The sequence below is a fragment of the Franzmannia pantelleriensis genome, assembly GCF_900102875.1.
GTDB classification, from domain to species: Bacteria; Pseudomonadota; Gammaproteobacteria; order Pseudomonadales; family Halomonadaceae; genus Franzmannia; species Franzmannia pantelleriensis.
The window spans coordinates 100,497-127,106 of sequence record NZ_FNGH01000004.1; the positions used below are offsets into that span (position 1 = coordinate 100,497).

Here is a 26,610-nt window from a genome sequence, read left to right on the forward strand (position 1 = left end):
CCCCACCGGCAGGGCACCAGAAACGCCGATGCGGCGACGTCGTATCAGGCGCCGACAACACCCCATCAGTGCAGGGTGACCGAGAGATGCAAGAAGGCATAATGGAGTTGATGTGGCGCACTTCTCACGTGAGTGGCGGCAACGCCCACTATGTGGAAGCGCTCTACGAGCAGTACCTCGTTGATCCCAATGCTGTCCCCGACGAGTGGCGCAACTACTTCGACCAGTTGCCGCGTCCCGAAGGCAGTTCCTCCCACGATGTTCCGCTAAGCCCGATTCGCGATCAGTTCTATCAGCTCGGCAAGTCACGCCGCCGCGCCCAGACCGCCAGCGCCGCCGACAGCGGCGAGAACAAGAAACAGGTCAAGGTGCTTCAGCTGATCAACGCCTACCGCTTCCGCGGGCACCAGAAGGCCGATATCGACCCGCTCGATCTGCGCAGCCCGGTGCCGGTTCCCGACCTCGACCTCTCCTTCCACCAGTTGACCAACGCCGACCTGGACACCGAATTCCAGACCGGCTCGTTCTTCCTGGGCAAGGACAAGGCACCGCTCAAGGAGATCGTCCAGGCGCTGGATGAGACCTACTGCCGGTCGATCGGCTGCGAGATCATGCATATCGTCGATACTGAGGAGAAGCGCTGGTTGCAGCAGCGTTTCGAATCGGTGCGTTCTAAGCCCAAGTTCAGTCCTGAAGTGCGTAAGCACGTGCTGGAGCGGCTCAGCGCCGCGGAAGGGCTCGAGAACTACCTGGCCTCGAAGTATCCGGGGACCAAGCGCTTCGGTCTGGAGGGCGGTGAGACCTTCGTCCCGATGATGGATGAGATCATCCAGCGGGCCGGTGGCTACGGCACCAAGGAAGTCGTGATTGGCATGGCCCACCGCGGCCGCCTCAACCTGCTGGTCAATATCCTCGGCAAGAGCCCCTCGGAGTTGATCGAGGAGTTCGACGGCAAGAAGGTCATCGAGCGCGGCTCCGGCGACGTCAAGTACCACCAGGGCTTCAGCTCCAACGTCATGACCCCGGGAGGCGAAGTCCACCTGGCGCTGGCCTTCAATCCGTCGCACCTGGAGATCGTGGCACCGGTAGTGGAGGGCTCGGTACGCGCCCGTCAGGATCGGCGCGACGACCCGGCGGGTGACAAAGTGTTGCCGATCAACGTTCACGGCGATGCCGCTTTCGCCGGTCAGGGCGTGGTCATGGAGACCTTCCAGATGTCCCAGACCCGTGCCTACAAGACCGGCGGCACGGTGCATATCGTGATCAACAACCAGGTCGGCTTCACCACCTCACATCCCGACGATACCCGCTCTACCGAGTACTGTACCGACATCGCCAAGATGGTCCAGGCGCCGATTTTTCACGTCAACGGCGACGACCCGGATGCGGTACTGCACGCCACTCAGGTGGCCATCGATTATCGCCAGCAGTTCAAGCGTGACGTGGTCATCGACCTGGTGTGCTATCGCCGCCGCGGCCATAACGAGGCCGACGAGCCCTCCGGTACCCAGCCGATGATGTACTCGAAGATCAAGAACCACCCCTCTGCGCGGGCGCTGTATGCCAAGCGGCTGGTCGAGGAAGGGGTGCTCTCCGAGGACGACGCCAAGGCGATGGGCGAGACTTACCGCGACGACCTGATGGCCGGCAATCATGTCGCCAACGCCCTGGTCAAGCAGCCCAACACCGAGCTGTTCGTCGACTGGGGGCCCTATCTTGGCCACGAGTGGACCGGCGACGCCGATACTACCTTCGACATGAAGCGCATGCAGCAGTTGGCCGCCAAGATGTGCGAGGTGCCGGATGGCGTTCAAGTGCAGCGTCAGGTGGCCAAGATCTACGAAGACCGCCGCAAGATGCAGGCCGGCGGGATGGGGCTCAACTGGGGCTTCGCCGAGACCCTGGCCTACGCCACGCTCCTCGATCAGGGCCATCCGGTACGTATCACTGGCCAGGATTCGGGCCGCGGCACCTTCTCCCACCGCCACGCAGTGGTGCACAACCAGAAAGATGGCAGCACCTATGTGCCACTGGAGAACATCAAGGAGGGGCAGCCGCGCTTCACCATTCATGACTCCTACCTCTCGGAAGAGGCGGTGCTGGCGTTCGAGTACGGCTATGCGACCACCATGCCCAATGCGCTGATCGTCTGGGAGGCGCAGTTCGGCGACTTCTTCAACGGCGCCCAGGTGGTGGTCGACCAGTTCATCTCCTCCGGCGAGACCAAGTGGGGCCGGCTGTGTGGCCTGACCATGCTGCTGCCCCACGGCTATGAAGGTCAGGGCCCCGAGCACTCCTCGGCGCGTCTCGAGCGCTTCCTGCAGCTGTGCGCCGAGCACAATATGCAGGTTTGCGTGCCGACCACGCCGGCACAGATCTTCCATCTGCTGCGTCGCCAGGTGATACGGCCGCTGCGCAAGCCGCTGGTGGTGATGTCGCCCAAGAGCCTGTTGCGTCACAAGGAGGCCACCTCGACCCTGGAAGAGCTGGCCCATGGCAAGTTCCAGATGGTGCTGCCCGACCAGGGCAAGCTCGACGCCGAGAAGGTCAAGCGGGTGGTATTGTGCGCCGGCAAGGTTTACTACGACCTGGCGGCCTACCGTACCGAGAACGAGCGTGATGACACCGCCATCCTGCGCCTTGAGCAGCTCTATCCCTTCCCCAAGGAGGAGCTCTTCGAAGCGCTCAAGGACTACACCAACCTCGAGCAGGTGGTGTGGTGTCAGGAAGAGCCGCTCAACCAGGGCGCCTGGTACCAGAGCCAACACCATATGCGGGTCGTCGCCGATATGCTGGACAATGGTCTCGGTCGCGAGCTCAAGTTCGCCGGCCGCCCGGCATCGGCCGCCCCCGCCGCGGGCTACATGTCCGTACACGTCGAACAGCAGCGCCAACTGGTAGACGACGCCTTCAATGCATGAGGCGTCCTGCCGGACGAGAGAGAACACACAAGGAAACGACATGGCTACCGAGATCAAAGCGCCAACCTTTCCAGAGTCCGTTGCCGAAGGCAGCGTGGCGGCCTGGCACAAGCAGCCCGGGGACAGCGTTGAGCGCGACGAATTGATCGTCGAAATCGAGACCGACAAGGTGGTGCTCGAAGTAGTGGCGCCGGAAGCCGGCACCCTGAGCGAGATCAACGCCGAAGAAGGCGACACCGTGCAGTCCGAGCAGGTGCTGGGCATTCTCGGTGCCGCCGGCGACAAGGCCAAGGCGTCTGACAAAGCCGCAAAGGCCGATGACAACAAGGGTGAGGCTCCCACGTCTGACGCTAAGCCGGCCGCGGGTGGCAAGCAGCACGACGTCAAGGCGCCGACTTTTCCCGAGTCGATCCAGGAAGGCACCGTGGCGAGCTGGAACAAGCAGGTCGGCGAGGCGGTCAAGCGCGATGAAGTGCTGGCCGAGATCGAGACCGACAAGGTGGTGCTGGAAGTGGTGGCTCCCGCGGACGGCGCGCTGACCGAGATCAAGGCCGAAGAGGGCAGTCAGGTCGCCTCTGAGGAAGTCCTGGCGGTGTTTGCCGAAGGCGCCGGTGGCGACAACGGCAGCAGCGAGGCGGCGCCAGCAGAGACTGCCGCCTCCGAGGACGGCAGCGACGAGAAGGTCGGCGGCAAGATCCTCGCCCCGGCGGCGCGCAAGCTGGTCGCCGAGCACGACCTCGACGTCAGCAAGATCGAGGGCACCGGTAAGGGCGGCCGTATCCTCAAAGAGGACGTGCAGAAGGCGGTCAAGGATGGCTCCGCGAAGCAGGCCTCCAAGCCGGCCAGCGCGCCCAAGCAAGCCGCTGCCGCCGCGCCGGTCGTCGAAGGCGAGCGCCCCGAGAAGCGCGTGCCGATGAGCCGCCTGCGCCAGACCATCGCCAAGCGCCTGGTCCAGGCCCAGCAGACCGCCGCCATGCTGACCACCTACAACGAGGTGGACATGGGCGCAGTGATGGATCTGCGCGCCCAGTACAAGGACACCTTCCTCAAGGCCCACGACACCAAGCTCGGCTTCATGGGCTTCTTCGTCAAGGCGGCCTCCGAGGCGCTCAAGCGCTTCCCCGACGTCAACGCCTCCATTGACGGCACTGATATCGTCTACCACGGCTATCAGGACATCGGTGTGGCGGTATCCACCGACCGCGGCCTGGTGGTCCCGGTGCTGCGTGACACCGACAGCATGAAGATCGCCGACGTCGAGAAGACCATCGTCGACTTCGGCAAGCGTGCCCGCGACGGCAAGCTGGGCATCGACGAGATGCAGGGCGGCACCTTCACGATTACCAACGGGGGCATCTTCGGCTCGCTGATGTCGACGCCGATTCTGAATCCGCCGCAGACCGCCATCCTGGGCATGCACAAGATCCAGGAACGACCCATGGCGGTCAACGGCAAGGTCGAGATCCGCCCGATGATGTATCTGGCGGTCTCCTATGACCACCGCATGATCGATGGCAAGGACGCGGTGCAGTTCCTGGTGACCATCAAGGAGCTGCTCGAGGATCCGGCACGCCTGCTGCTGGACGTGTAACGCGACTGCCAACGACTAACGCGCAATTTATACAGGAAACGTATTCATGGCCGATAAATTCGATGTGATCGTGATTGGTGCGGGCCCCGGCGGCTACGTGGCCGCCATCCGTGCCGCCCAGCTGGGCCTGAAGACCGCCTGTGTCGAGAAGTGGATCGGCAAGGAAGGCAATGTCGTGCACGGTGGCACCTGCCTCAACGTGGGTTGTATCCCGTCCAAGGCCCTGCTCGAGGCCTCTCACAAGTTCGTCGAGGCGCAGCACGACTTCGATGACATAGGCATCCAGACCGGTGACGTCAAGATGGACGTTACCAAGATGATGGCCCGCAAGGATAAGATCGTGAAGAACCTCACCGGCGGCATCGCCGGGTTGTTCAAGGCCAACGGTGTGACCGCCCTGGAAGGCGCTGGCAAGGTGCTCTCCAGCAAGCAGGTCGAGGTCAGCAAGGATGGCGACAAGGCTGTCTATGAGGCCGACAACATCGTCATCGCCTCCGGCTCGGTGCCGGTCGAGATCCCGCCGACCCCGCTCACCGAAGGCCTGATCGTCGACTCCACCGGCGCGCTGGAATTCGATGAGACGCCCAAGCGCCTCGGCGTTATCGGCGCCGGCGTCATCGGCCTGGAGCTGGGCAGCGTATGGAGTCGCCTGGGCTCCGACGTGACCGTGCTCGAGGCCATGGACTCCTTCCTGCCGATGGTCGACTCGGCCATCGCCAAGGAGACCCAGAAACTGCTCAAGAAGCAGGGCCTGGACATCAAGCTTGGGGCCCGCGTCACCGGCTCCGAGACCAACGGCAAGGAAGTCACCGTCAAGTACACCGACGCCAAGGGCGAGCAGGAGCAGGTGTTCGACAAGCTGATCGTTTGCGTCGGTCGCCGCCCCTACACCCAGGGGCTGCTGGGTGATGACGCCGGCGTCAAGCTCGATGAGCGCGGCTTCATCTTCGTCGATGACCATTGCCGTACCAGCGTGCCGGGCGTATATGCCATCGGCGACTGCGTGCGTGGCCCGATGCTGGCGCACAAGGCGTCGGAAGAGGGCATCATGGTGGCCGATATCATCGCCGGCCATAAGGCCGAGATGAACTACGACGCCATTCCCAGTGTGATCTACACTTTCCCCGAGGTGGCTTGGGTCGGCATGACCGAACAGGACGCCAAGGCGGCCGGCATCGAGGTCAAGACCGGTGCCTTCCCGTTCGCTGCCAGCGGTCGCGCCATGGCCAACAATGCCACCGAGGGCATGGCCAAGGTGATCACCGACGCCGAGACTGATCGCATCTTGGGCATGCATATCGTCGGCCAGCACGCCGGCGAACTTATCGCCCAGGGCGTGATCGCCATGGAGTTTGGTTCCAGCGCCGAGGATCTGGCGCTGACCTGCTATGCGCATCCGACCATGTCGGAAGCGGTCCACGAAGCGGCGCTCGCCGTGGAAGGGCATGCCATCCATATGGCCAATCGCAAGCGCAAGTAAGACAACAAGCGCCGCCTTCGGGCGGCGCAGTGTTTCCGGCGACGTACCGGAAACAGACGGGGGTGGCCCGGGAACACACTCCACTAGTCTGAGTGTCCGCGGTCATCGTTCGAGTCACATGCAACCAATGGCATGAATCGATGAACCTTCACGAGTATCAAGGCAAGCAGCTGTTTGCCGACTATGGTCTGCCGGTGTCCAAGGGTTTCGCCGTGGACACACCCGAAGAGGCGGTGGAAGCCTGCAAGAAGATCGGCGGCGACATGTGGGTGGTCAAGGCCCAGGTTCACGCCGGTGGCCGCGGCAAGGCTGGCGGCGTCAAGCTGATCAAGGACCCGGCCGAGGCCAAGGCCTTCGCCGAGCAGTGGCTGGGCAAGAACCTGGTCACCTTCCAGACCGACGAGCACGGCCAGCCGGTCGCCAAGATCCTGGTCGAGAACTGCACCGATATCGCCTCAGAGCTCTACCTGGGCGCCGTGGTCGATCGTACTACCCGTCGCGTGGTCTTCATGGCCTCCACCGAAGGCGGCGTGGAGATCGAGAAGGTCGCCGAGGAGACGCCCGAGAAGATCCTCAAGGCCGAAATCGACCCGCTGGTCGGCGCGCAGCCGTACCAGGCCCGCGAGCTGGCCTTCGCGCTGGGGCTCAAGGGCGACCAGATCAAGCAGTTCACCAAGATTTTCCTGGGCCTCTCCAAGCTGTTCCATGAAAAGGATCTGGCGCTGCTCGAAATCAACCCGCTGGTGATCACCGACGAAGGCAATCTGCACTGCCTCGACGCCAAGCTCGGCCTGGACAGCAACGCCCTCTATCGCCATCCGGACCTGCAGGCGATGCGCGATCCGTCTCAGGAAGATGAGCGCGAGGCCGACGCGGCCAAGTGGGAGCTCAACTACGTGGCGCTGGACGGCAACATTGGCTGCATGGTCAACGGTGCCGGCCTGGCCATGGGCACCATGGACATCGTCAACCTCAACGGCGGCAGTCCGGCCAACTTCCTGGACGTCGGCGGTGGCGCCACCAAGGAGCGCGTGGCCGAAGCGTTCAAGATCATCCTCTCCGACGACAACGTTAAGGCAGTGCTGGTCAACATCTTCGGCGGCATCGTGCGCTGCGACATGATTGCCGAAGGCATCATCGGCGCGGTCGAGCAGGTCGGCGTCAACGTACCGGTGGTGGTGCGTCTCGAGGGTAACAACGCCGAGCTGGGCGCCGAGAAGCTGGCCTCCAGCGGTCTCAACATCATCGCTGCTACCAGTCTGACCGACGCGGCTCAGCAGGTCGTCAAAGCGGCGGAGGGCAAGTAATGAGCATCCTGATCGACAAGAACACCAAGGTCATCTGCCAGGGCTTCACTGGCGGCCAGGGGACCTTCCACTCCGAACAGGCGATCGCCTACGGCACCCAGATGGTCGGCGGCGTGACCCCGGGCAAGGGCGGCCAGGAGCACCTCGGCCTGCCGGTGTTCAATACCGTCAAGGAAGCGGTCAAGGAGACCGGTGCCGAGGCCAGCGTGATCTACGTGCCGGCTCCGTTCTGCAAGGACTCGATCCTCGAAGCCGCTAACGCCGGCATCAAGCTGATCGTGTGCATCACCGAGGGCATCGCGACCCTCGACATGCTCGACGCCAAGGTCAAGTGCGACGAGCTGGGCGTGCGGTTGATTGGCCCGAACTGCCCCGGCGTGATCACCCCGGGCGAGTGCAAGATCGGCATCATGCCGGGGCATATCCACAAGCCGGGCAAGGTGGGCATCGTGTCTCGCTCCGGCACGCTGACCTATGAAGCCGTCAAGCAGACCACCGACCACGGCTTCGGCCAGTCGACCTGCGTGGGCATCGGCGGCGACCCGATCCCAGGCTCCAACTTCATCGACATCCTGGCGATGTTCGAGAAGGATCCGCAGACCGAAGCGATCGTGATGATCGGTGAGATCGGCGGCACCGCCGAGGAAGAAGCGGCCGCCTATATCAAGGCCAACGTCTCCAAGCCGGTGGTCTCCTACATCGCCGGCGTGACGGCCCCTCCGGGCAAGCGCATGGGCCATGCGGGCGCCATCATCTCAGGTGGCAAGGGCACCGCGGACGAGAAGTTCTCCGCCCTGGAGGACGCCGGCGTCAAGACCGTGCGTTCGCTGGCCGAGATCGGCGATGCCCTGAAGCAGGTAACCGGCTGGTAAATCAGTTGCTGCCTCATCGGCATGAAAAAAGGCACCTTCGGGTGCCTTTTTTTGTTGGCCGTTGATGGCCCACCATGTTCACCCACTGCGAGACGCTCAGGAACTGCTAGGCTGAATAGCGACAAGCCATCGGGATGCATGTCATCCCGCTACAGCAGGGAGCAGGGGGCGACATGGACGAACTGGCCAGACGACTGGGGTTGCGCACCGAACCGACCATCTTCTTTACCTCGGCAGGCTTGATGGTGGCGTTTCTTCTAACGCTGCTGATCGCCCCGGAAACGATCAGGGACGTATTCGCCGACGGCCGCGAGTGGGTGGTTACCAACCTCGGCTGGTTCTTCATCATGGGGGTCAACGCCTGGCTGCTGTTTCTGCTGTGGGTGGCGATCAGCCGCTATGGGCAGATTCGCCTCGGCCGCGAGGATGAAGAGCCCGAATACGGCAACGTCTCCTGGTTCACCATGCTGTTTGCCGGCGGGATCGGCACGGTGCTGATGTTCTGGGGTGTGGCGGAGCCGATCTTCCACTTCTCCAATCCCCCGCATGGCGATATCGACCCACATTCGGTGGAGGCCTCCCAGGAGGCGATCGGTTTCTCGCTCTACCACCTCGGCCTGCATACCTGGACCATCTTCACCCTGCCGGGGCTGGCCTTCGCCTACTTCATCCATCGCCATGGTCTGCCGATGCGGGTTAGCTCGGTGTTCTACCCGCTGCTCAAGGAGCGGGTCTACGGGCCGATCGGCAAGACCATCGATATCTTTGCGGTGCTCGGCACCCTGTTTGGCGTGGCGGTGTCGATTGGCCTTGGCACCTCGCAGATCAACGCCGGCCTGTCCGAGCTGATGGGGGTGCCCGACAACGTCACCGTCAAGGTGTTGATCATCCTCGCGCTGACCGCGGTGGCCGTGGCGTCGATCGTGGCGGGGCTCGACAAGGGGGTGAAGGTGCTCTCCAACATCAATATCGGCATGGCTACCGGCCTGATGCTGTTCGTGTTGATCACCGGCTCGACGGTATTCCTGCTGCGCGGGATCGTCGAGACCCTGGGGATCTACGTCTCCAACATCGTACCCATGGCATTCTGGAACGACACCTTGGCGCAATATACCCGAGAGGGCGGCAGCTGGGGCTGGCAGGGTAACTGGACGGTATTCTACTGGGCCTGGACGGTAACCTGGTCACCGTTCATCGGCATCTTCGTGGCGCGTATCTCGCGAGGGCGCACGATTCGCGAGTTCGTGCTGGGGGTGCTGTTCGCCCCGTCGCTGTTCACGCTGGTGTGGTTTGCAATCTTTGGCTGGTCGGCAATGGAGATCGATGGTATCGGCAGCGTGGCTCGTGAGGCGCTGGGCGATCAGGCCGGGACGATGTCGGCGGCGGTGGCCGAGAGCGTACCGCTGGCGATGTTCGCCTTCTTCGAGCACTTTCCCGCCACTACCCTGATCCAGGGGCTGGCGGTGGTGATCGTGGCGATCTTCTTTGCGACCTCGTCGGATTCGGCATCCCTGGTGGTCGATATGCTATGTACCGGCGACGCGGGACAGGGACCGGTTCGCCAGCGGGTCTTCTGGGGGATTTCCGAAGGCGCGGTGGCGGCCATGCTAATCGTGCTCGCCGGCGAAGCGGGGCTCGAGGCGCTGCAGCAGGTGATCACGGTGATCGGTCTGCCGATCTTCATCATGGTCTTCGCGATGATTTTCGCGCTGTTCCGTGGGCTCGCGGCCGAACGCATCAGCAAGATCAAGGTTGGCACGCCTCCGCACCCCGATCAGATGTAGCCACATCATCGCACAGAGGAGAGAGGTAGATGACCAAGGTGCCCGCCGCCTATCAGGCAAACCAGGGGTCAGTGCTCGATGTCGATCGCGACTTCTATTCACGGCTGCGTGATCCCGCCGACCGTGAGCGCATCGCGCAGCATGTGGTACCGCTGCGCGACGGGCTGGCCTGGTCGGTGCCGGCGGGGCACGTGCTGCGGCTGTCGACGCTGCACGGCCCTCAGGTGGGCGATTTCAACCTCTGGCACCGGCACAATCCCCGCGAACGCTTCTGGGCCTCGCGGACGCGTCAGCTGCAGCGCGCCCACGTCTCGACCTTCGACCGGCTGTGGTCGACGCTGCCTTATCTGCGGCCGATGGCGACCATCATCGCCGACACCCTCGAGGGCTACGGCGTCGATGACGACGGCGGTCGCGTGCACGACCTGCTCGGCACGCGCTGCGACCCCTACGTCAACAAGCTGCTCACCGGCGAGGATTTCGATCATCACTGCCACTCGAACCTGGTGCGCGCAGTGGCGCCCTTCGGTCTTACCGAGTTCGATGTCCACGATGTGCTTAATGTCTTCCAGTGCACCGGGCTAAACGATGATGACCAGTACTTCATGAAGGCCTGCCCGGCTCGCGAAGGCGACTATATCGAATTCTTCGCCGAGATCGACCTGCTCTGCGCACTGTCGTGCTGCCCCGGGGGCGATCTGTCGATGGACCTGTGGGGGCCCGACGCGCAGGATCCGCTGTCTACGTGCCAGCCGATCGGGGTCGAGGTGTTTCGTTTGTCGCCCGAGCGGCTGTCGGGCTGGGAATCGCCAGGCTACGCGCCCTATCGAGGCGGTCATGGCATGCGCGGGCCAGCGGTTGACTGGGCGGAGGAAAAGCGTCGCGGGTCGCCAGGGGGCAGATGATGTTAAGAGATATTGCTCAGGCAGCGGTTGCGGCCCGCCCTTTTCGCATCCAGCAGTGCCTGGTCGGCTCGTTTGATGGTGGCTTGATGGGGTTCGCCGAAACGATGCTGACTCAACCCTGCACTTATCGTGACGGAAAGCTTCTGGTCGCCGGTGCAGATCGTGACGTCGGCAAGGCAGGCGCGTAAGCGCTCCACGATGGGTTGAGCTTCGTCCAAATCCGTGTTGGCCAGTAGTAGCAGGAACTCCTCACCGCCCCACCTGGCGCATAAGTCGTAGTCGCGCAGGGTTGTGCTCAGCGTCCGGGTGATGGCGACCAGCAGGCGGTCGCCGACATCGTGGCCATGGCAATCGTTGATGAGCTTGAAATGGTCGATATCCAACAGTGCCAGAGTGAAGCCACGCCGCTCGTTGACTAGCGCTTCAAGGCGCTCGCTGATCATTCGGCGGTTTGGCAGATCGGTCAGTGGGTCGTGGGTTGAGGCCTGGTGCAGGGCTCGGTTGCGATCACGCATCAACGCCTGATAGCCATCCGAAATGCGAGAGAGTTTGCGTTGGCGACGCAGGCTGTCTTCGTAACGCGCCTGGGTCACCTGTCGGGCTTCCATGGCCAGCAACTGATAACGATCAGAGATGTTGATCAGGCGCTGGACCTGCTCACGCTGCTCGCAATGCTGTTGATAGAGGTCCTGAAGAGCGTCACGAAGCGGGTTGCCGGCATGCTCAGGTGATCCGAGCAGGGTGGCGATATGGCTCAATAGTGCCTCTTCATCGCGCGTTTTCATGGCTCGCCTTTGACCGGGGTGATCGCAAAAGGATAGCTGCAATCCTCGCGAAACTCATCGGCCAGTTCGGCGATACGCTCATTACGCGCATCGTAGTGCCAGTCGACCGATACCTCCCGGCCGGTGGCGAAGGCCTCCTCCAGCAGGTCGAAGATGTCCATCATGGCCTTCACCGAGCTGGTGTTGAGATAGACCAATGCGAGTTCCAAGTGTAGCGGCCGCTGCTCGGTAGAGAGGAAGTGGCGTACCCAGTGAATGACCTGGTCAAAAAGCTCATAGGAATTCTCCGGATAGGAGTCACCCTGCATGGCAAGTCGCCCCGCCTGCCAGTCGCTTTGGATGGCCGGCGAGGACTGGTTGCCGGGAATGTCGAGGTCAGAAATCATGTTTGTCATGGCAAGCGTCAAATCGTAGCGGTTAGGCTGAAAAAACTTCGGTGATTGGGCAGCGTCTGCAGAGATGCTTGTAGCGGAAAGCTGGACTTGCGTGCCATATCGAGAAGGCCAAGGCCCGCTCCGCTGGGTGCCTCGGCATCGCGTGGCCGCCTTAGCTGCTGCTTGTAGGCCTGCTTGAGCGCCGACTTATCGAGCAGGGCGAGCGCGTCTACAGCGGCCACCAGACGCTTGCCATCGGCGTGCTCGACCAGGTTGCCTGCACTCACCTGGTAGTGTCCCTGGTCACTGCGCGCCACTGCTACCGTGGCGGCAGCCAGCTCATCACTGTAGCCTTGGCGGCGCGCATAGTGGCGGATGTTCTGGGTCATCTCGATGTACACGGCGAAGACATCCATCGCGGCAGATGGAGCAGCTTGCTGGGTATCCAGGTAGTTGCGTAGCGCCTTGCCGATCTCTTCGATCAGGCTGCGTGATATGGGGCCATTGAAACACAGCATGATGCGCTCATGCTGATAACTCTCCCGCATGCTCAATAGATCCATGGCGATTCCTCAGCTTGCATGGCAGGTTCCTAGGTCTGGCTGGGTGACAGGGGAGAAGAGGGCGGCTCGTCACCCGCGCTTGTGACACAGAATATCAGCAAGGTGATGTCGTCTCGTTGAGGATGGTCGCCGCGATAGTCGTCCAACGCTGATCCGAACGCCTTGATCTGGTCGTCTAGCGCCTCTGCCGCCAGGGTTGTCAGTAATCTCTCGAAACGCCGGTTGCCGAAGCCGAAGCCATGCTCTCCACCTGCCTGGTCAAGGAAACCGTCACTGCACAGATAATAGCTCCATCCCGGGTGGATCGGCACATGCCGGTTGCTATAGCGGATGGGGCGACGATGGCCAAGCGCGCGCTTACTGCCCTTGATGCAGTCGACGTGATGCCCATCACTGGCATACAGGTCGAGCTTGGCGCCAGCGTAGGTCAGGCGTCCCGCGTTGGGCTCGACCCATGCCAAGCCGATATCCATGTTGGTGGCGATCGAGGAGGGCAGTTGCGCTTCGGGCAGCAGTTGCCGCGACTGGTGGTCAATCTCGTTGAGAATGGCAGCGGGGTCGTCGGCTCCCTCGTGCGCGATGGCATTGTCGATGATGGCGCGAGCCAGCATGGTCATCAGCGCTCCGGGGACACCGTGGCCGGCACAATCAATCACGCCGATCAGATAGCCGCTGGGAGTTGCCCGGAAGACGTAGAAGTCGCCGCCCACGGTGTCGCGGGGCTTCCATAGTATGGCATGGTCGGCACCCAGATGTTGGCGTAACTGAGCGTCGGGCAGGATCGCGCGCTGGATTATGCTGGCATACTGGATGGAGTCGCCGAGCTGTTTGTGCGCCACCGCCATGGCAGTATGAGCTGTCTCCAGCTCGTGGGTGCGTTCACGAACCTGTGACGCCAGATTGCGAGTGTGATCCTCCACCTGGCGGGCCATGTGCGAGAAGGCCTGTGACAGTTCGCCAATCTCGTCGTGGCGTTCTGCAGGTAACGGCAAGCTATAGTCACCGTGGGTGATAGCCTGTGCCGAAAGTGTGAGGCGCTTCAAGGGGGATAGAATCAAACGGTGGGCTGCATAGGCGAAGGCCCCCGTCAGGATGGCCAGGGTCAGCAAAAGGGCGCCAAGCAGCGGCCAGAACCAGCGGCCCTCGAACAGCGGCGCGGCTTGCATGTCCAGCGTCGTGACCAGTAGCCACTGCAGTTCCGGCACATAGCCTACAGACAGCAAGCGGTGCTCGCCATCGATCTCGACCTCGAGCCCGCGGATATCGCCGGGACGCCTGACGACTGCCTGCATCGCCTGTCTGAGCGCCTCACGCTGTTGGGCATTATCGACCAGCGATTGGATGTGCTGCTGACTATCGGCCTCGAAAGGGTGGCTGTTCGAGCCAAGCGCCAGACGGGATTGATCGGGATGGGCCTGCAGGATTCCGCGAGGGTCAACGATCATCGACGTCAGCCCGGGAGCCCCCGTGCGGATCACGCGCGACAGGTAGTTCTCGAGATCCAGGGCGCCGCCAGCCAGGCCGAGCAATTCGCCGTTGTCACGGACTTTGACGTTGACCCACAGCATGCTGCGATCCAGTTTGCGATCATGGCTGACATCGATGTTGTAGGTCGAGGTGCTGGCCATGGCTGCGAAGTACCAGGCATCCTGCGATTCACCGGCGTCTAGTCGGTAGCGGGGACTAGGCTCGGCATCACGCTGATCGGCGAAGTAGTAGTCGTGGGTCGCGTGGTCAATAATGAAGTAGGCGTTACTGCCGAACTGCTGCCGGAAACCTTCGGCCTCGGCAAAGAATCGTTCGCGACGCTCCGGATCTTCTGGCTGGCGCAGCCATTCTCGGGTAACCACAGAGTTGGCGAAACGACGGGAGAGTGCTAGCTCGCGGGAGACCGGTGCCGTAATGCGCTGCATTTGCAGCAAGGTGTACTGTTCGGCATAGGCAGTAGCAAAGTGGCGTCTTACCTCATCGACGGCCTTCCAGCCGATAAGGCTGGCTGGAATCAATGCCAAAAGACAGGCCACCAGCAGCGCCAAGACTGACTTGCCGCGTAATCCAAGGTTTGCTGCCATCACATTGACTTCCCTGATGGATGAGCTCATCCACCGTTGTCGTCCTTTAAGATTACCTTGCCATAACTTTCCCTTAGCCGCGAGTTACCTTTTTCACCGCAATCACGACAGCGCCTCGACAGGCGCTGCCTGCCGAGGCGCTAATAGCGTAGGAGACGTCATGCTTCGGGGCGGGCTACCAGCGATCGCGTCTCTTCACGCGCTTCGGTGAGCACCACGCGAATTGCATCGCCGAGCTTGAAGCGCTCTTCGCCCTCGATCTGCACGCGGCCTTCCTTGTCGTCGATGACGACCTTGTCGCGGTCGCTGTGCATCATCGGCGCGGGCACGAAGGCGGTGGCGCCGTTGGCGGTAAGGCGCACGCGCATGCCGCCGCGGTTGATGGCGATGACCTCGGCGTCGAAGGCCTGCTGCTGCTTGGCTGCCTCACTGAGAAAGCGCACGTAGAGCCAGTCCTTGACGTCGCGCTCGGCCATGCGGTTCAGCCGCCGACGCTCGGTGAGCTGCTCGGTGAGCTGCTGGCTGGCCTCTGCCGAGGCGCTCTCACCCTTGAGGACCTGTTTGATCAGGCGGTGATTGACCATATCGCCGTACTTGCGGATCGGTGAGGTCCAGGTAGCGTAGGCAGCAAGCCCTAGGCCGAAGTGCGGGCCGGGTAGCGCCGACATGCTGGTAAACCCCTGGAAGCGGCGTAGGCGGATGTCCAGCCAGGCGTCCTCGCGGCTCTCAAGGGCGCGCTTGAGCTCACGGTAGCGTGGAAGCTCGGTGAGCGCTTCACGCTCGACGTCGATCTGCTGGGCGCTGAGAAACTCGTGAGCGGCCTCGGCCTTGTCCGGATCGAAGGCGCGATGCACGTTGAAGATGCCGTGCCCGACCTTGTCGGCAAGCAGGTCAGCGCAGCAGGCGTTGGCAGCGATCATCGACTCTTCGATCATGCGATTGGCGATGCGCCGCTCCTCGGTGCGGATGCCGAGCACGTTGCCGGCTTCGTCGAGCTCGAATTCGTAGTCGGGACGATCCTTGAACACCAGTGCATGCTCGGCACGCCAAGCGCTGCGTGCCTCGGTGAGGTCGCGTAGCGCCTCCAACTGAGGGGCGATCGCTGCGTCGGGTGCCCATTCGCCCTGGCCTTCGAGCCAGTCGGAGACCTGATCATAAACCAGCTTGGCATGCGACTTGGCGGTGGCAGCAAAGAAACGGTAGTCGCCGAGGCTGCCGTCGGCATTGACCTCGAGCGAGCAGGCCAGCACCGGACGCTCACGGCCTTCCCACAGCGAACAGAGATCGTCGGCCAGCACTTCCGGCAGCATGGTGACGTTCTGTCCCGGCAGGTAGACGGTGAAGGCACGAACGCGTGCCTCGAGGTCAGCGGCGTGCTGCTCGTCGACGTAGGCGGTAGGGTCGGCGATCGCCACGCTGAGCCGCCAGCCGCCGCCGTCGCGCGGCTCGACGCGCAGCGCATCGTCCATGTCGCGGGTCTTCTCGCCATCGATGGTGAAGAATGGCTCGGTGGTCAGATCCTCGCGTGCGAGGCCTTCATCACGCAGCGGCCAGTCGTCACCGGCCTCGGGAGAGGCCTGTTCGAGGGCATGGCGGGCCAGGGTCACACGCCACGGTACCGCCGGGTCGTTGGCCTTGACCACCAGCTCGTCGATCTGGGCGAAGAAACCGCGATCGTTCTCCTTGAGCGGATGGCGCACCAGGCGCGCCACGATCCAGTCGCCGTCGGCAATACTGTCCTCGTCGAGGCTGTTCTTGATCCGCGACTTGAGCACGTTCTTGATCGAGGGGTGGTCGGGCACCACCGCCAGGCGTCCGTCGCGTTTCTGAACCCGGGCGACGAAGCGCGCCAGACCCTGTTCGATAAGGGTATCCGGCTCGACAGAGCGCTTGTCGCCCTCCTCATGGACGACGGCCGCAACGCGATCACCGTGGATGACCTGCTTCATGGCCGGCGGTGGCACGAAGTAGGACTCGCCATCGTCGGTCTCGAGAAAGCCAAAACCCTTGTCGGTGGCCTTGATCACGCCCTCTACGCGGGGCGTGGTTGAGCGAATCTGTTGCTTGAGCTGTGCAAGCAGGGCATTGTTCTGCAGCATCGGACACTTTAGCTTGGCGGGGGTAGAAAGCCACTATACGGATTCCCGTCGGCCCCGCCAATTACAGCAGCGCCATGGCGATGCTTGAGTCGCCGTCGAGCAGGTCGAATTCACGATTCTTGAGCATGCGCGCCTGGGCCAGATAGAGCAGCGCATGGGCCACATTGCCCCGCGACACCTCGATCCCATCGGCGTGAGCGGCAGCGGCGCTGACCAGCCGGCTGGCGGGAGCGTCGGTAAGCTTGCCGGGTTTGAGGATCACATGGGGAATGCGCGCGCAGCGTAGGTAGGCGTCGGCGGCGAACTTGGCCGCCATGTAGGGGCGCAGCTTGGCAGGGGCGGCCATGGGGTCGCTTGCGCGCAGCGCGCTGACCATCACGAAGCGTTCCAAGCCGCGCTCGACCGCCAGGTCCACGGCGCGTATCGCCCCGTAGAGGTCGATCAGCAGGGTCTTGTCGGGGCCGGTATGGGGGCCGGATCCGGCGCAGAAGATCACCTGGTCACAGGCATTGAACGCTTGCTGGAAGTCGCCCTCCAGGTCGCCGATGACGGTCTCGATACCGCGTTCATGGAACCACGACTGCTGGTTGGAATTGCGGATCATGGCCCGCAGTGACATGCCGCCAGCACGTGCCAGCTCGCAGAACTGGCGGCCGATCTGACCGTTGGCGCCGATCACGAGTGTCTTCATGGCCTCTCCTCTAACACGTTGTTTTCCATTCAGCATACGCGTTCGACGCTTGTGGTCGCAGGCCGTTCGGCTATACGTTAGTCGGGGTGACACGATTCCATGAAAGGACGCTGCATGCCCCCACATCTGATCGTCTCCGATCTCGACGGTACCCTGCTGGGAGCCGACCATGATCTACACCCCGAGACCGTCGCGACTCTGCAGGCCTTGGCCGAGCGGGGCCACCACCTGGCCTTTGCATCAGGGCGCCACTACCGTGACATGCTGGCATTTCGTGAACGCCTGGGAGTGCCAGTCCATCTGATCAGCACCAACGGCGCTTACCTGCATGCCCCTGACGATCAGCTGCTGCACGCCCGCCACCTGGCGGCGGAGCACGCCCGCGAGCTGATCGCCCTGGAGCGCCCGGCCGAGGTGCGCCTCAATCTCTATCAAGACGACGAGTGGCTGATCGACGCCCCGGCGCCGGAGTTGCTGGCGCTACACGCGCATACCGGGTTCGGCTACCGGGTGGTGGAGCCGGCCCTGCTCGATGGGCAGGGGGTGGGCAAGGTGCTGTATATCGGCGATCCGGCGCATCTGGCCGAGCTCGAGGCCGGCATCGTCGCGCGAACTGGCGAACAGCTGCACGTCACCTACTCGATGGCCAACTCCCTGGAGGTGATGGCCGGCGGGGTCAACAAGGGCCAGGCGCTTCTGGCCCTGCTCGAGCGTCTGGACGTGGCCCCCGAGGCCTGCCTGGCCTTCGGCGATAACCTCAACGACACCGAAATGCTGTCGGTGGCCGGCGAGGCCCACGTGATGGCCAATGCCCACCCCGAGCTATCGGGGCGGGTGCCTGGCGCCACAGTGATCGGTCATCATGCTGGAGTTGCAGTAGCCAGGCGCTTGCAGGGCTATTTCGGGATCTGAGCCGGCTTCAGCGCACGCTGATTACCGTGCATTTGGCGCTGTGGGTGACCTTGTGCGAGACGCTGCCCATCATCAGCCCGGCAAAGTCACCCAGGCCGCGGCTGCCCATCACGATGGCGTCGACGCCGAGTTTCTCCGCGTGGCGCAGGATATTGCGCGCCGGGTCGCCCTTGCTGAGGTGCGTCTCGACGTGGCTTGCCCCCATGCCGCGTGCGGCCTCGCTGGCGCGCTCGACGACCGATTTGCCGGCCTCCTCGAGCGCCTCGCGGGAAGATTCAATGGCAATGGCGCCGATTCCCCATACCAGGGTGGTCTCATGTGACAGCGCCTCGGGGATATGCAAGATATGCAGGGTGGCGTTCTCTTTATGGACCAGCTGACAGGCAACCTCGAGGGCCTTCTTGGCGTGCTCCGAGCCGTCTACGGCAATCAGTACTGAGTTGAACATGGCAATACTCCGTCAGGGATATTCCCTCACAGCCTAGCCGATCATGCTGGCGTTGCATTGACCCGGATCAAGCAACGCTCAGCGAGTCTCTTCCAGGCGGCGCAGCCGCTGCCATACCTCGCCGCGCAGATCCTTCATGCGCGGTGCCTCATCGGCATCGAAGGCCAGCGGCCGGGTCAGGCGGGCGGTGCGCAGCCCCAGTCGCGCGCTCAGCAGGCCCACCCCGAGCCCTTGGCCGGCACGGGTCGATAGCCGCCCGGCGAGGTTCATCGACAGAATCTCCATGCTCGCTTCACTGGCGAGTTCGCTGGCGCCGGCAAACGCCATGTTGTAGAGCACCGCGCGAAACAGCCGTAGGCGGCTGGCGTAGCCGAGCTCGAGCCCGTAGAGCCGTGCCAGGCGGTCGATCAGCGCCAGGTTGCGCCAGGCCACCAGCGCCATATCCACCAGCGTCAGCGGACTGACGGCCACCAGCACCGCGGTATCGCCCGACATCCGCGAGATCAGGCGTCGCGCCTCGCGGTCGCGGGGGGCGAGCAGATGGTGAGCCAGCAGGGTGCGGGTCTCAGCGCCGTCGTGGTGCGGCTGGTGGGAGGCTACGAAACCCTGCCAGTGGGGGTGGTCATCATCGAGCCCGAGCTGGTGGCGCAGTTGGTCGGCGAGCTTGCGGGCCTGGCGCGGACTGGCCTGGTCGAGGTCGGCCAGTGCTTCGCGCAGGCGGCCGTGACGCCGCAGCCGACGGAGTCGCCACAGCTCGCGCAGCAGGGCGCTACCGCCCAGCCCCAGCGCCAGCAGCAACAATATGCCCCAGGCACCGGCCAGCCAATCTCCCCCGAGGCTTGCCGCATACAGGGTCTGGCCGGCCTCGACGGCGCCGAGTCCGAGCGCTCCGCCAAGCAGTGTCAGCAGCCCCCAACGGCGCTTGCGCGGATGGGCTAGGCCAGCGACCAGGGCAGCCTCGCCAGGCGCCTCCGGTTCTGCTTCGGGCTGCCAGTCCCGGCTGGTGGTGGCTGGGTCGAAGGCCTGAGCGGGGCGCGGATCGCTGGGGGCAGACGGTGGATCATCGGGCGCGAAGCGCTGGCCGGGGCGGGGGTCGTTCATTGCAGCTTGTCTCCGATCAGCCAGTCGAGGGCCGCATCCAGGCGAATGTGAGGCAGCGCGCCGGCATCGCGGGGCAGCGGTCGGAAGGCGTGGAAGTCGAACCCTTGGCGCGCCCAGAAGCCGGGGTCCGGCAGGCGTGGGGGCACTTCGCCGGGGAACAGCAGCACCTCATCGCCATCGAGGGTGGTGCCGGCCAGCGCCGGCGTACGCTTGCCGCGCTGTTCGACCTCCCGCGAGCGGGTGGCGCGGATCGAGGCCAGTGACATGGCGCGCACCGGTACGTCGGCGAAGCGCAGGTCCTTGAGCGGCTCGGCGAGCAGGGCCTCGAGCAGGCTGACTAATTGGCCGTGCTGATCGGGGGTGACGTGGTCGGCCTTGGTGGCGGCGATTGCCAGGCGGTCGATGCGCGGTGAGAACAGTCGCGAGACCAGGCTGCGCTTACCATAGGCGAAGCTCTGCATCAGCGTCCCCAAGGCGCGAGACAGGTCCTCGAAGCGCTCGGGGCCGGCGTTGAGGGCGCCGAGCACGTCGACCAGCACGATCTGTCGGTCGAAGCGCCGAAAGTGCTGTTGATAGAAGGGTTTGACGATGTGCTGGCGGTAATGAGCGTAGCGTGCGGCCAGGGTGCGATAGACGCTATTCTCGGGCAGTGCCTCGAGCGTCTTGCGCTGGCTGGTGGCAAGGCCCGGCAGCGGAAAGAACTGCAGCACCGGCGCGCCGTCGAGATCGCCCGGCAGCAGGAAGCGCCCTGGCTGGAGATCGGCGAAACCGGCCTCGCGGGCGGCGCGCAGCCCTGCGGCATAGCGTTCGGCAATCGCCGCCAGCTGCGCTTCATCGGCTTCGTCATCGGGAGCTAGCTCGGCCACCGCGCGGCGCCACTCGGCGAACAGCGCCTGACGGGTGTCACCGTCGTGCAGCCTGTGGTTCTGCGCCTCGCTCCAGCTCAGATAGTCGTGGTCGAGAAGCGGCAGGTCGAGCAACCACTCGCCCGGATAGTCGAACAGATCGAGGGTAAGCTCGCGGATCTCACTGCTGAGCAGGCCGCGCTTGGCCGGGCGGTAGCGAATCACCAGCCGCAGCTCGCTGATGCCACGGGTTGGCTCCGGCCAGCGTGGCGGAGTGTCATCCAGCGCCGCCAGCGCCTGGTCGTAGGGGAAGCGCGGCACGCCGAGGTCGCCTTGAGCGACCCGGCTGGCACCCAGCAGGCGGTCGTCGCGCGCTGCCGGCAGCAGGTCGAGGTGCGCCTCGAGGCCGGCGTGGCGCAGCTGATGGACCAGCGAGGTGAGAAACGCGGTCTTGCCGGCCCGCGACAGACCGGTAACCGCCAGCCGCAGCTGGCGGTCGCGACCGCGTTCGATGAGGTTACCCAGTTCGCGTGCCAGGGGGTGCGGCATGCATGACCACTCGTGGGATGAATTCAGTCACTAATGTGCGGGCGAGCGGGCGCCTTGGCAAGTCGCTGCCACGCCAGGATTGCGATCGGCAGCAGCGCCAGCGGGATCAGCAGCGCGTTGAGGGTGGCCCAGCCGAGTTGGCTGACCAAGGGCCCGGCGAGCAGTGCGGTGACGGCCACGGTGGAGAACACCAGGAACTCGTTGGCGGCCTGGGTGCGAGCCTTTTCCACCGGTCGATAGGTCTCGGTGAGCAGCCCGGTGGCGGGTAGGAAGGTGAAGTTCCAGCCCAACCCCAGCAGTATCAGGGCAATATGGAAGCCCATCACCCCGGCCTCGACCTGCGCGGCCAGGGCGCTGGCGGCCAGCAGCAAGCAGCCGGCGACGATCATGCGCCGGGCGCCGAAGCGGGCGGTCAGGTGGCCGGTGAAGAATGAGGGCAGGAACATCGCTACCACGTGCCACTGAATGGTCGCCGCCACGTGGTCGAAGTGGTGTCCAACGCTAGCCATCGCCAGCGGCGTGGCGGTCATCGCCAGGTTCATCACCCCGTAGCCGATCAGCGCCGCCATGACAGCGACCACAAAGGTCGGCTGGCGCAGGATCTCGCCCAGCGGCCGCGGGGTGCCCTCGCCGTGGGTGCGTGTCGCCGGCGGTAGCCGCGTCACGGCGAGCACCAGCAGGGCCACCAGGTAGAGCGCACCCAGCCCGACGAAGCTGCCCAGGAAGGGCACCTCGCCGAGCTCGCGACTGACCCGGGCCAGCCACGGGCCGAAGAAGGCTGCCAGCACGCCGCCGCCCATCACCAGGCCGATGGCGCGGTCACGCAGCGGCGCCGGGGCGGCCTCCACCGCGGCGAAACGGTACAGCTGGCCGAAGCCGATGCCGATGCCGATCAGCCAGGTGGCCAGCAGGAACAGCGCGAAGTGCTGGCCGCGCAGCGCCTGTATTGCCACTACCACGCCCACTAGCCCCAGCAGGTTGCCGAGCACGAAGCCGCGCTTGCGGCCCAGTCGGGCCATGATCAGTGACGCCGGGATGGTGGCGCACATCAGCCCCAGCCACTGGGTGGCCACTGGCGCGGTGGACCAGTTGGCGCTGGGTGCCAGGCTGGCGCCGATCAGCGGCGATACCGCAATCAGCAGGATATTGCCGCTGACCAGCAGGGCCTGGCATAGCGATAGCAGGGTGACGGTAATGGGCATGCAGGTTCTCCGGTGGCTAACGGGTGCTATCGGTGGAGGCGAAACGCTGGCGGTAGACGCTGGGTGAGACGCCATAGTGGCGCTGAAACTGGCGGCGCAGCTGTTCGGCGCCGCCCAGTCGCCAGCGCGCGGCAAGGCGCGGCAGCGATACCGGCTGGCTGGTGTCGAGCAGTGCCAGGCGCGCCTGCTCGAGGCGCAGCCGGGTCAGGTAGGCGCCGGGCGTTGTGTTCAAGTGGCGGCGAAACAGCCGGGTCAGGTGGCGCGGCGATACGGCCATCTGCGCGGCCATGGCCTCGACGTGGTGATCGCCGCCGGGGTCGCCGTGCAGGTGGTCGAGCAGGCGCCGCAGCGGGCCGGCGTCCTGCTGCTGGCGCAGCACCTCGCTGAACTGCGACTGGCCGCCGGGACGGTGCAGGAAGACCACCAGCTCGCGGGCCACCCGGCCGGCCAAGACGGCACCGTGATCGGCTTCCAGCATGGCCAGCGCCAGATCGATGCCGGCGGTGACACCGGCGCTGGTATAGCGGCCGCGGCTCTCAACGTAGAGCGCATCGGGCTCGACCTTGAGTGCCGGATACGCCTCGGCCAGCGCCGCGGCGTGACGCCAATGGGTGGTGACCCGGCAGCCGTCGAGCAACCCGGCAGCGGCGAGCAGGAAGGCCCCGGTGCAGATCGAGCCGAGCCGCCGCACCGCCGGCGCCAGGTCGCGCAGGGTGGTCAGCAGGGCGGCGTCCTGGCGCAGCGGCATGACGCCGTGCCCGCCGGCGACCAACAGGGTATCGAGGGGCGCCAGGGCAGCGAGCTCGGCCTGACCGTGGGTGGCCTGCACGGCCAGGCCGCCGTTGGTCATTACGCTGCCCGCTTCAGGCGCCACCAGATGCAGCTGATACAGCGGTGTCGCGCTGAGGGCATTGGCGCTGGCGAACACCTGCCAGGGACCGCTGACGTCGAGCAGCTGGCAGTCGGGGTAGGCGAACAGGGCGATGCGGCGTGCCACGGGGCAATCTCCGGCGAATTGACCCTTGCAGTGTCGGCGCTGGCGGTAATGTCGGCAAGGACCGCTTGGCCACCGATTCGGACATGATGGGCGCGGAACCACACAGCCCCGCACGGGGCGGGGCTGCGTAGGTCGGTATGGCGTGTCGGGTCAGACGCCGGCGAAGGCGGCGTACATGATCACCACCAGCACGATCAACACGATGCCGGTGGGCACGGCGCCTTTCCACGGCGTCAAGTCGACATCGCCGCTGTGCTCGTGGACCCAGTCGGTCTCGCGCGGGCGCAGCTTGCCGATCACCAGCATCACCCCCACCAGCAGCACGAACACGCTGGCCACGAAGTGGAACTCGTGCATCACCACCGGCAGCTGGTTGAAGGGCGGTACGAAGTAGCCGGCGGCGATCAGCAGGCAGCCGCCGACCAGCGCGATCTTGGCCGCCATCGGCGGCACCCGCTTGGTCAGCAGGCCAACGATGACCACCGCCAGGATCGGAATGAAGTAGATGGCGTTCATGCGCTGCAGGTAGCCGAACAGGCTCTCCTGGCCGGCCAGCAGCGGGGCGATGGTCATGGTGGCGAAGGCCATGATCCAGCCGAACACCTTGCCCGACTTGACCACCTGCTCCTCGCTGGCGTCCTGGTTGAGCACGCCCTTGTAGATGCCCAGGCTGAAGATAGTGGTGGTGCTGTTGAGCGCCGAGTTGAACGACGACAGGATGGCGCCGACCATCACCGCGGCGAAGAAGCCGGTGAGGTAGGGAGGCAGCACATTGAACACCAGATGGCCGTAGGCCTCGTCAGCGCGCACGCCCTGCTCGGCGTAGAGGTGGTAGGCAATGATGCCCGGCAGCACCAGGTAGAGCGGCCCCAGCAGCTTGAAGAAGCCGGTCAACAGCACGCCCTTCTGGCCCTCGGCGAGGTTCTTGGCGGCGAAGGTACGCTGGATGATCTGCTGGTTGGTGGTCCAGTAGAACAGGTTGATCAGGAACACCCCGGTGAACAGTGTGAAGAACGGTACCTGCTGATCAGAACCGCCGATCGAGTTGAGTTTCTCGGGGTCGCTCTCCTTGAGAATGCTCCAGCCTTCGACGATGCCGTCACCGCCGCTGACCGCCTGCAGGCCGAAGTAGACGATCACGAAGCCGCCGATCAGCAGGCCCACGCCGTTGAGGGTGTCGGACACGGCGACCGTGCGCAGCCCGCCGAACAGTGCGTAGATGGCACCGATGATGCCGACGATCCATACCGTCAGCCACAGCAGGGTAGTGGGCGATTGAATGCCGGTAAGGCCCTGCAAGTCGAGCATGCCCTGCAGGCCCATGGCGCCGGAGTAGAGAATGATCGGCAGCAGGATCACCGCGTAGGCAATCAGAAAGATGACGTTGGTAATCAACTGGGTGCCGGCGTCGAAGCGGATTGCCAGCAGCTGCGGCAGGGTAGCGATACCGCTGCGCAGGAAGCGCGGCAGGAAGAACAGTGCCAGTGCCACCAGCGCGATTACCGCGACCACCTCCCAGGCCATCACGCTCAAGCCGTCGCTGAAAGCGGCACCGTTGAGGCCCACCATCTGCTCGGTGGACAGGTTGGTCATCAATAGTGAGCCGGCGATCAGGGGAAAGGTCAGGGTGCGGCCGGCGAGGAAGTAGCCGCTGGTGCTCTCGTGATCATCGCGGCGCGTGATGCGCCAGGTAATGAGGGCGACCAGTCCCGTGAAGAACAGGAAGGACGCCAGGGTCAGGGCGTGCATGATGGGTAACCTTGCGGTTGGCGTGGATGTTTCGACGCGGCATCACCGAGAGCGTCGAGGTAAATGTGAGACATTTCTGATGACGTGATTCTAGTTAGGTGACACGATTCTCACATTCGCCTTTAGTCGTAAATTCTCGATTTATTTTTGTAAGTTTACTAAAAAATGCCCTTGTGGTGCCTACCGGCCGCCCACGAGCTGGGCCAGCATGGGGGTGGCAGCAATCAGAAAGCCGAGTACGGCGATGGTATAGCCGAGTGCACGACGCTGGCGTCGCCGGGCCAGGCTGAGCCCGACCAGGCACACCACCAGTCCGACCAGGTTGAAGGCGAATAGCGACATTTCCAGCAGTTCCTGGGTGGCCATCGAGACTCCTTGGCGTAGGCTGAGAGGGAACCCGCGGTGGGTGGCGGGCTCAGATGATAGCAACTGCACTACACGACTGCAGTGCCGCAACGATGACGGGAGGGCGCATGGCTGATGCAGATGAGGTCTTGGGATTCTGGTTCGACGAACTGACGCCCGCTCAGTGGTTCCGAAAGGACGCGGAGATCGACGCCGCCATTGCTCGGCGCTTTGCCGAGGTGCTTGAAGCGGCGAGCCGCGGCGAGCTGTGGGAGTGGCGGCTTTCGGCGCGCGGGCGTCTGGCTGAGATCATCGTGCTCGATCAGTTCTCGCGCAATGTGCATCGCGATACGCCAGCGGCCTTCGCCAATGATGGCATGGCCCTGGTGCTGGCCCAGGAGGCGGTCGCCCAACGCCGAGACCGTCATCTCGACGTTGCCTGGAGAGCCTTCCTCTATATGCCCTACATGCATAGCGAATCGCTCAAGGTGCACGACGAAGCGCTGCGGCTGTTCGACCAGCCTGGCCTCGAGGAGAACCTGCGCTTCGAGCATCGTCATCGCGATATCATCGCCAGGTTTGGCCGCTACCCCCATCGTAATGCCATACTGGGACGCGACTCCACGGTGCAGGAGTTGGCCTTTCTCGAGGAGCCTGGCTCGTCGTTCTGACGCGCCAGTGCCGCGGGTGGCTGCATGCGAGACGATTCAATGGACGAAGGAGACTCACGATGGGACTGATTCTGTGGTTGATCATTGGCGGTCTGGCGGGCTGGATCGCCGGTAACATCATGCGCGGGGGCGGCTTTGGCATCCTCGGCAATATCGGCGTCGGCGTCGTAGGGGCGGTAATCGGCGGTTTCCTGTTCAGCCTGTTGGGGCTGCAGTCCGGCGGTTTCATCGGTTCCCTGGTGACCGCCACGGTGGGTGCCGTGGTGCTGCTGTGGGTGATTTCCAAGGTGCGTAGCGGCTGACATAGCCGCGCCAGTAGCGAATCACCGCCCGGCCCGTGCCGGGCG

Annotated in this window: 23 protein-coding genes; 10 read left to right on the top strand and 13 right to left on the bottom strand. The window is 64.1% G+C overall.

What is annotated here, in order from left to right:
• Positions 1-86: 86 nt before the first annotated feature.
• From BLT16_RS06210 to BLT16_RS06240, 7 genes are all read left to right on the top strand, one after another.
• A complete protein-coding gene (locus BLT16_RS06210) occupies positions 87-2,921 on the top strand; it encodes a 2-oxoglutarate dehydrogenase E1 component (protein WP_089657673.1) in 2,835 nt (944 codons plus the stop codon).
• Between the two features lie 40 nt (positions 2,922-2,961).
• Positions 2,962-4,512, top strand: a complete 1,551-nt coding sequence (gene odhB, locus BLT16_RS06215; RefSeq protein ID WP_089657674.1) for a 2-oxoglutarate dehydrogenase complex dihydrolipoyllysine-residue succinyltransferase — start codon at positions 2,962-2,964, stop codon at positions 4,510-4,512.
• 46 nt (positions 4,513-4,558) lie between these two features.
• Positions 4,559-5,992, top strand: coding sequence for a dihydrolipoyl dehydrogenase (gene lpdA / locus BLT16_RS06220; protein WP_089657675.1), 1,434 nt, complete (start codon positions 4,559-4,561; stop codon positions 5,990-5,992).
• Positions 5,993-6,132: 140 nt separating this feature from the next.
• A complete protein-coding gene (gene sucC / locus BLT16_RS06225; RefSeq protein ID WP_089657676.1) occupies positions 6,133-7,299 on the top strand; it encodes an ADP-forming succinate--CoA ligase subunit beta in 1,167 nt (388 codons plus the stop codon).
• The gene (sucD, locus tag BLT16_RS06230) at positions 7,299-8,171 is read left to right on the top strand and encodes a succinate--CoA ligase subunit alpha (RefSeq protein WP_089657677.1); all 873 of its coding nucleotides are present in this window, start codon (positions 7,299-7,301) and stop codon (positions 8,169-8,171) included. The genes sucC and sucD overlap by 1 nt, the downstream gene beginning before the upstream one ends.
• A gap of 173 nt (positions 8,172-8,344) precedes the next feature.
• Positions 8,345-9,955 (top strand): BCCT family transporter, encoded by a 1,611-nt coding sequence (locus tag BLT16_RS06235; RefSeq protein ID WP_089657678.1) that lies wholly within the window; start codon positions 8,345-8,347, stop codon positions 9,953-9,955.
• Between the two features lie 29 nt (positions 9,956-9,984).
• Positions 9,985-10,860: an urea carboxylase-associated family protein gene (locus BLT16_RS06240; RefSeq protein WP_089657679.1), complete on the top strand. Its 876-nt coding sequence runs from the start codon at positions 9,985-9,987 to the stop codon at positions 10,858-10,860.
• Positions 10,861-10,862: 2 nt separating this feature from the next.
• Here the strand turns inward: BLT16_RS06240 and siaD are convergent, their stop codons facing one another.
• The 6 genes from siaD to BLT16_RS06270 form a co-directional block, all read right to left on the bottom strand.
• Positions 10,863-11,645, bottom strand: coding sequence for a biofilm regulation diguanylate cyclase SiaD (gene siaD / locus BLT16_RS06245; protein ID WP_089657680.1), 783 nt, complete (start codon positions 11,643-11,645; stop codon positions 10,863-10,865).
• A complete protein-coding gene (siaC, locus tag BLT16_RS06250; protein WP_281243292.1) occupies positions 11,642-12,040 on the bottom strand; it encodes a biofilm regulation phosphoprotein SiaC in 399 nt (132 codons plus the stop codon). The genes siaD and siaC overlap by 4 nt, the downstream gene beginning before the upstream one ends.
• An 8-nt stretch (positions 12,041-12,048) precedes the next feature.
• Entirely contained in the window at positions 12,049-12,582 is a 534-nt protein-coding gene (gene siaB, locus BLT16_RS06255; RefSeq protein WP_089657681.1) for a biofilm regulation protein kinase SiaB, read from the bottom strand.
• Between the two features lie 29 nt (positions 12,583-12,611).
• A complete protein-coding gene (gene siaA, locus BLT16_RS06260; protein ID WP_089657843.1) occupies positions 12,612-14,654 on the bottom strand; it encodes a biofilm regulation protein phosphatase SiaA in 2,043 nt (680 codons plus the stop codon).
• Between the two features lie 158 nt (positions 14,655-14,812).
• Entirely contained in the window at positions 14,813-16,753 is a 1,941-nt protein-coding gene (locus BLT16_RS06265) for an exoribonuclease II (RefSeq protein WP_089657682.1), read from the bottom strand.
• Positions 16,754-16,814: 61 nt separating this feature from the next.
• Positions 16,815-17,444, bottom strand: coding sequence for an NAD(P)H-binding protein (locus BLT16_RS06270; protein WP_089657683.1), 630 nt, complete (start codon positions 17,442-17,444; stop codon positions 16,815-16,817).
• A 114-nt stretch (positions 17,445-17,558) separates the two neighbouring features.
• Here BLT16_RS06270 and BLT16_RS06275 point away from each other — a divergent pair, with 114 nt between their 5' ends.
• Entirely contained in the window at positions 17,559-18,356 is a 798-nt protein-coding gene (locus BLT16_RS06275) for a Cof-type HAD-IIB family hydrolase (protein ID WP_089657684.1), read from the top strand.
• A 7-nt stretch (positions 18,357-18,363) separates the two neighbouring features.
• Here the strand turns inward: BLT16_RS06275 and BLT16_RS06280 are convergent, their stop codons facing one another.
• The 7 genes from BLT16_RS06280 to BLT16_RS06310 form a co-directional block, all read right to left on the bottom strand.
• Positions 18,364-18,804, bottom strand: coding sequence for a universal stress protein (locus tag BLT16_RS06280; protein WP_089657685.1), 441 nt, complete (start codon positions 18,802-18,804; stop codon positions 18,364-18,366).
• A 78-nt stretch (positions 18,805-18,882) separates the two neighbouring features.
• Complete coding sequence (locus tag BLT16_RS06285; RefSeq protein WP_089657686.1) at positions 18,883-19,905, bottom strand: TIGR01620 family protein; 1,023 nt, start codon at positions 19,903-19,905, stop codon at positions 18,883-18,885.
• The gene (locus tag BLT16_RS06290) at positions 19,902-21,299 is read right to left on the bottom strand and encodes a YcjX family GTP-binding protein (RefSeq protein ID WP_089657687.1); all 1,398 of its coding nucleotides are present in this window, start codon (positions 21,297-21,299) and stop codon (positions 19,902-19,904) included. The genes BLT16_RS06285 and BLT16_RS06290 overlap by 4 nt, the downstream gene beginning before the upstream one ends.
• 23 nt (positions 21,300-21,322) lie before the next feature.
• Positions 21,323-22,501 carry an MFS transporter gene (locus BLT16_RS06295; RefSeq protein WP_089657688.1) on the bottom strand — a complete coding sequence of 393 codons (1,179 nt, stop codon included), beginning with the start codon at positions 22,499-22,501 and terminating at the stop codon, positions 21,323-21,325.
• A gap of 16 nt (positions 22,502-22,517) precedes the next feature.
• Positions 22,518-23,498: a GlxA family transcriptional regulator gene (locus BLT16_RS06300; RefSeq protein WP_089657689.1), complete on the bottom strand. Its 981-nt coding sequence runs from the start codon at positions 23,496-23,498 to the stop codon at positions 22,518-22,520.
• A gap of 150 nt (positions 23,499-23,648) precedes the next feature.
• Positions 23,649-25,247 (bottom strand): solute:sodium symporter family transporter, encoded by a 1,599-nt coding sequence (locus BLT16_RS06305; RefSeq protein ID WP_089657690.1) that lies wholly within the window; start codon positions 25,245-25,247, stop codon positions 23,649-23,651.
• Positions 25,248-25,427: 180 nt separating this feature from the next.
• Positions 25,428-25,613, bottom strand: a complete 186-nt coding sequence (locus BLT16_RS06310) for a hypothetical protein (protein WP_089657691.1) — start codon at positions 25,611-25,613, stop codon at positions 25,428-25,430.
• Between the two features lie 107 nt (positions 25,614-25,720).
• Between BLT16_RS06310 and BLT16_RS06315 the strand changes: the two genes are divergently transcribed.
• The gene (locus BLT16_RS06315; RefSeq protein WP_089657692.1) at positions 25,721-26,263 is read left to right on the top strand and encodes a DUF924 family protein; all 543 of its coding nucleotides are present in this window, start codon (positions 25,721-25,723) and stop codon (positions 26,261-26,263) included.
• 59 nt (positions 26,264-26,322) lie between these two features.
• On the top strand, positions 26,323-26,565 hold the full coding sequence (locus BLT16_RS06320; RefSeq protein ID WP_089657693.1) for a GlsB/YeaQ/YmgE family stress response membrane protein: 243 nt from the start codon (positions 26,323-26,325) through the stop codon (positions 26,563-26,565).
• Positions 26,566-26,610: the final 45 nt, after the last annotated feature.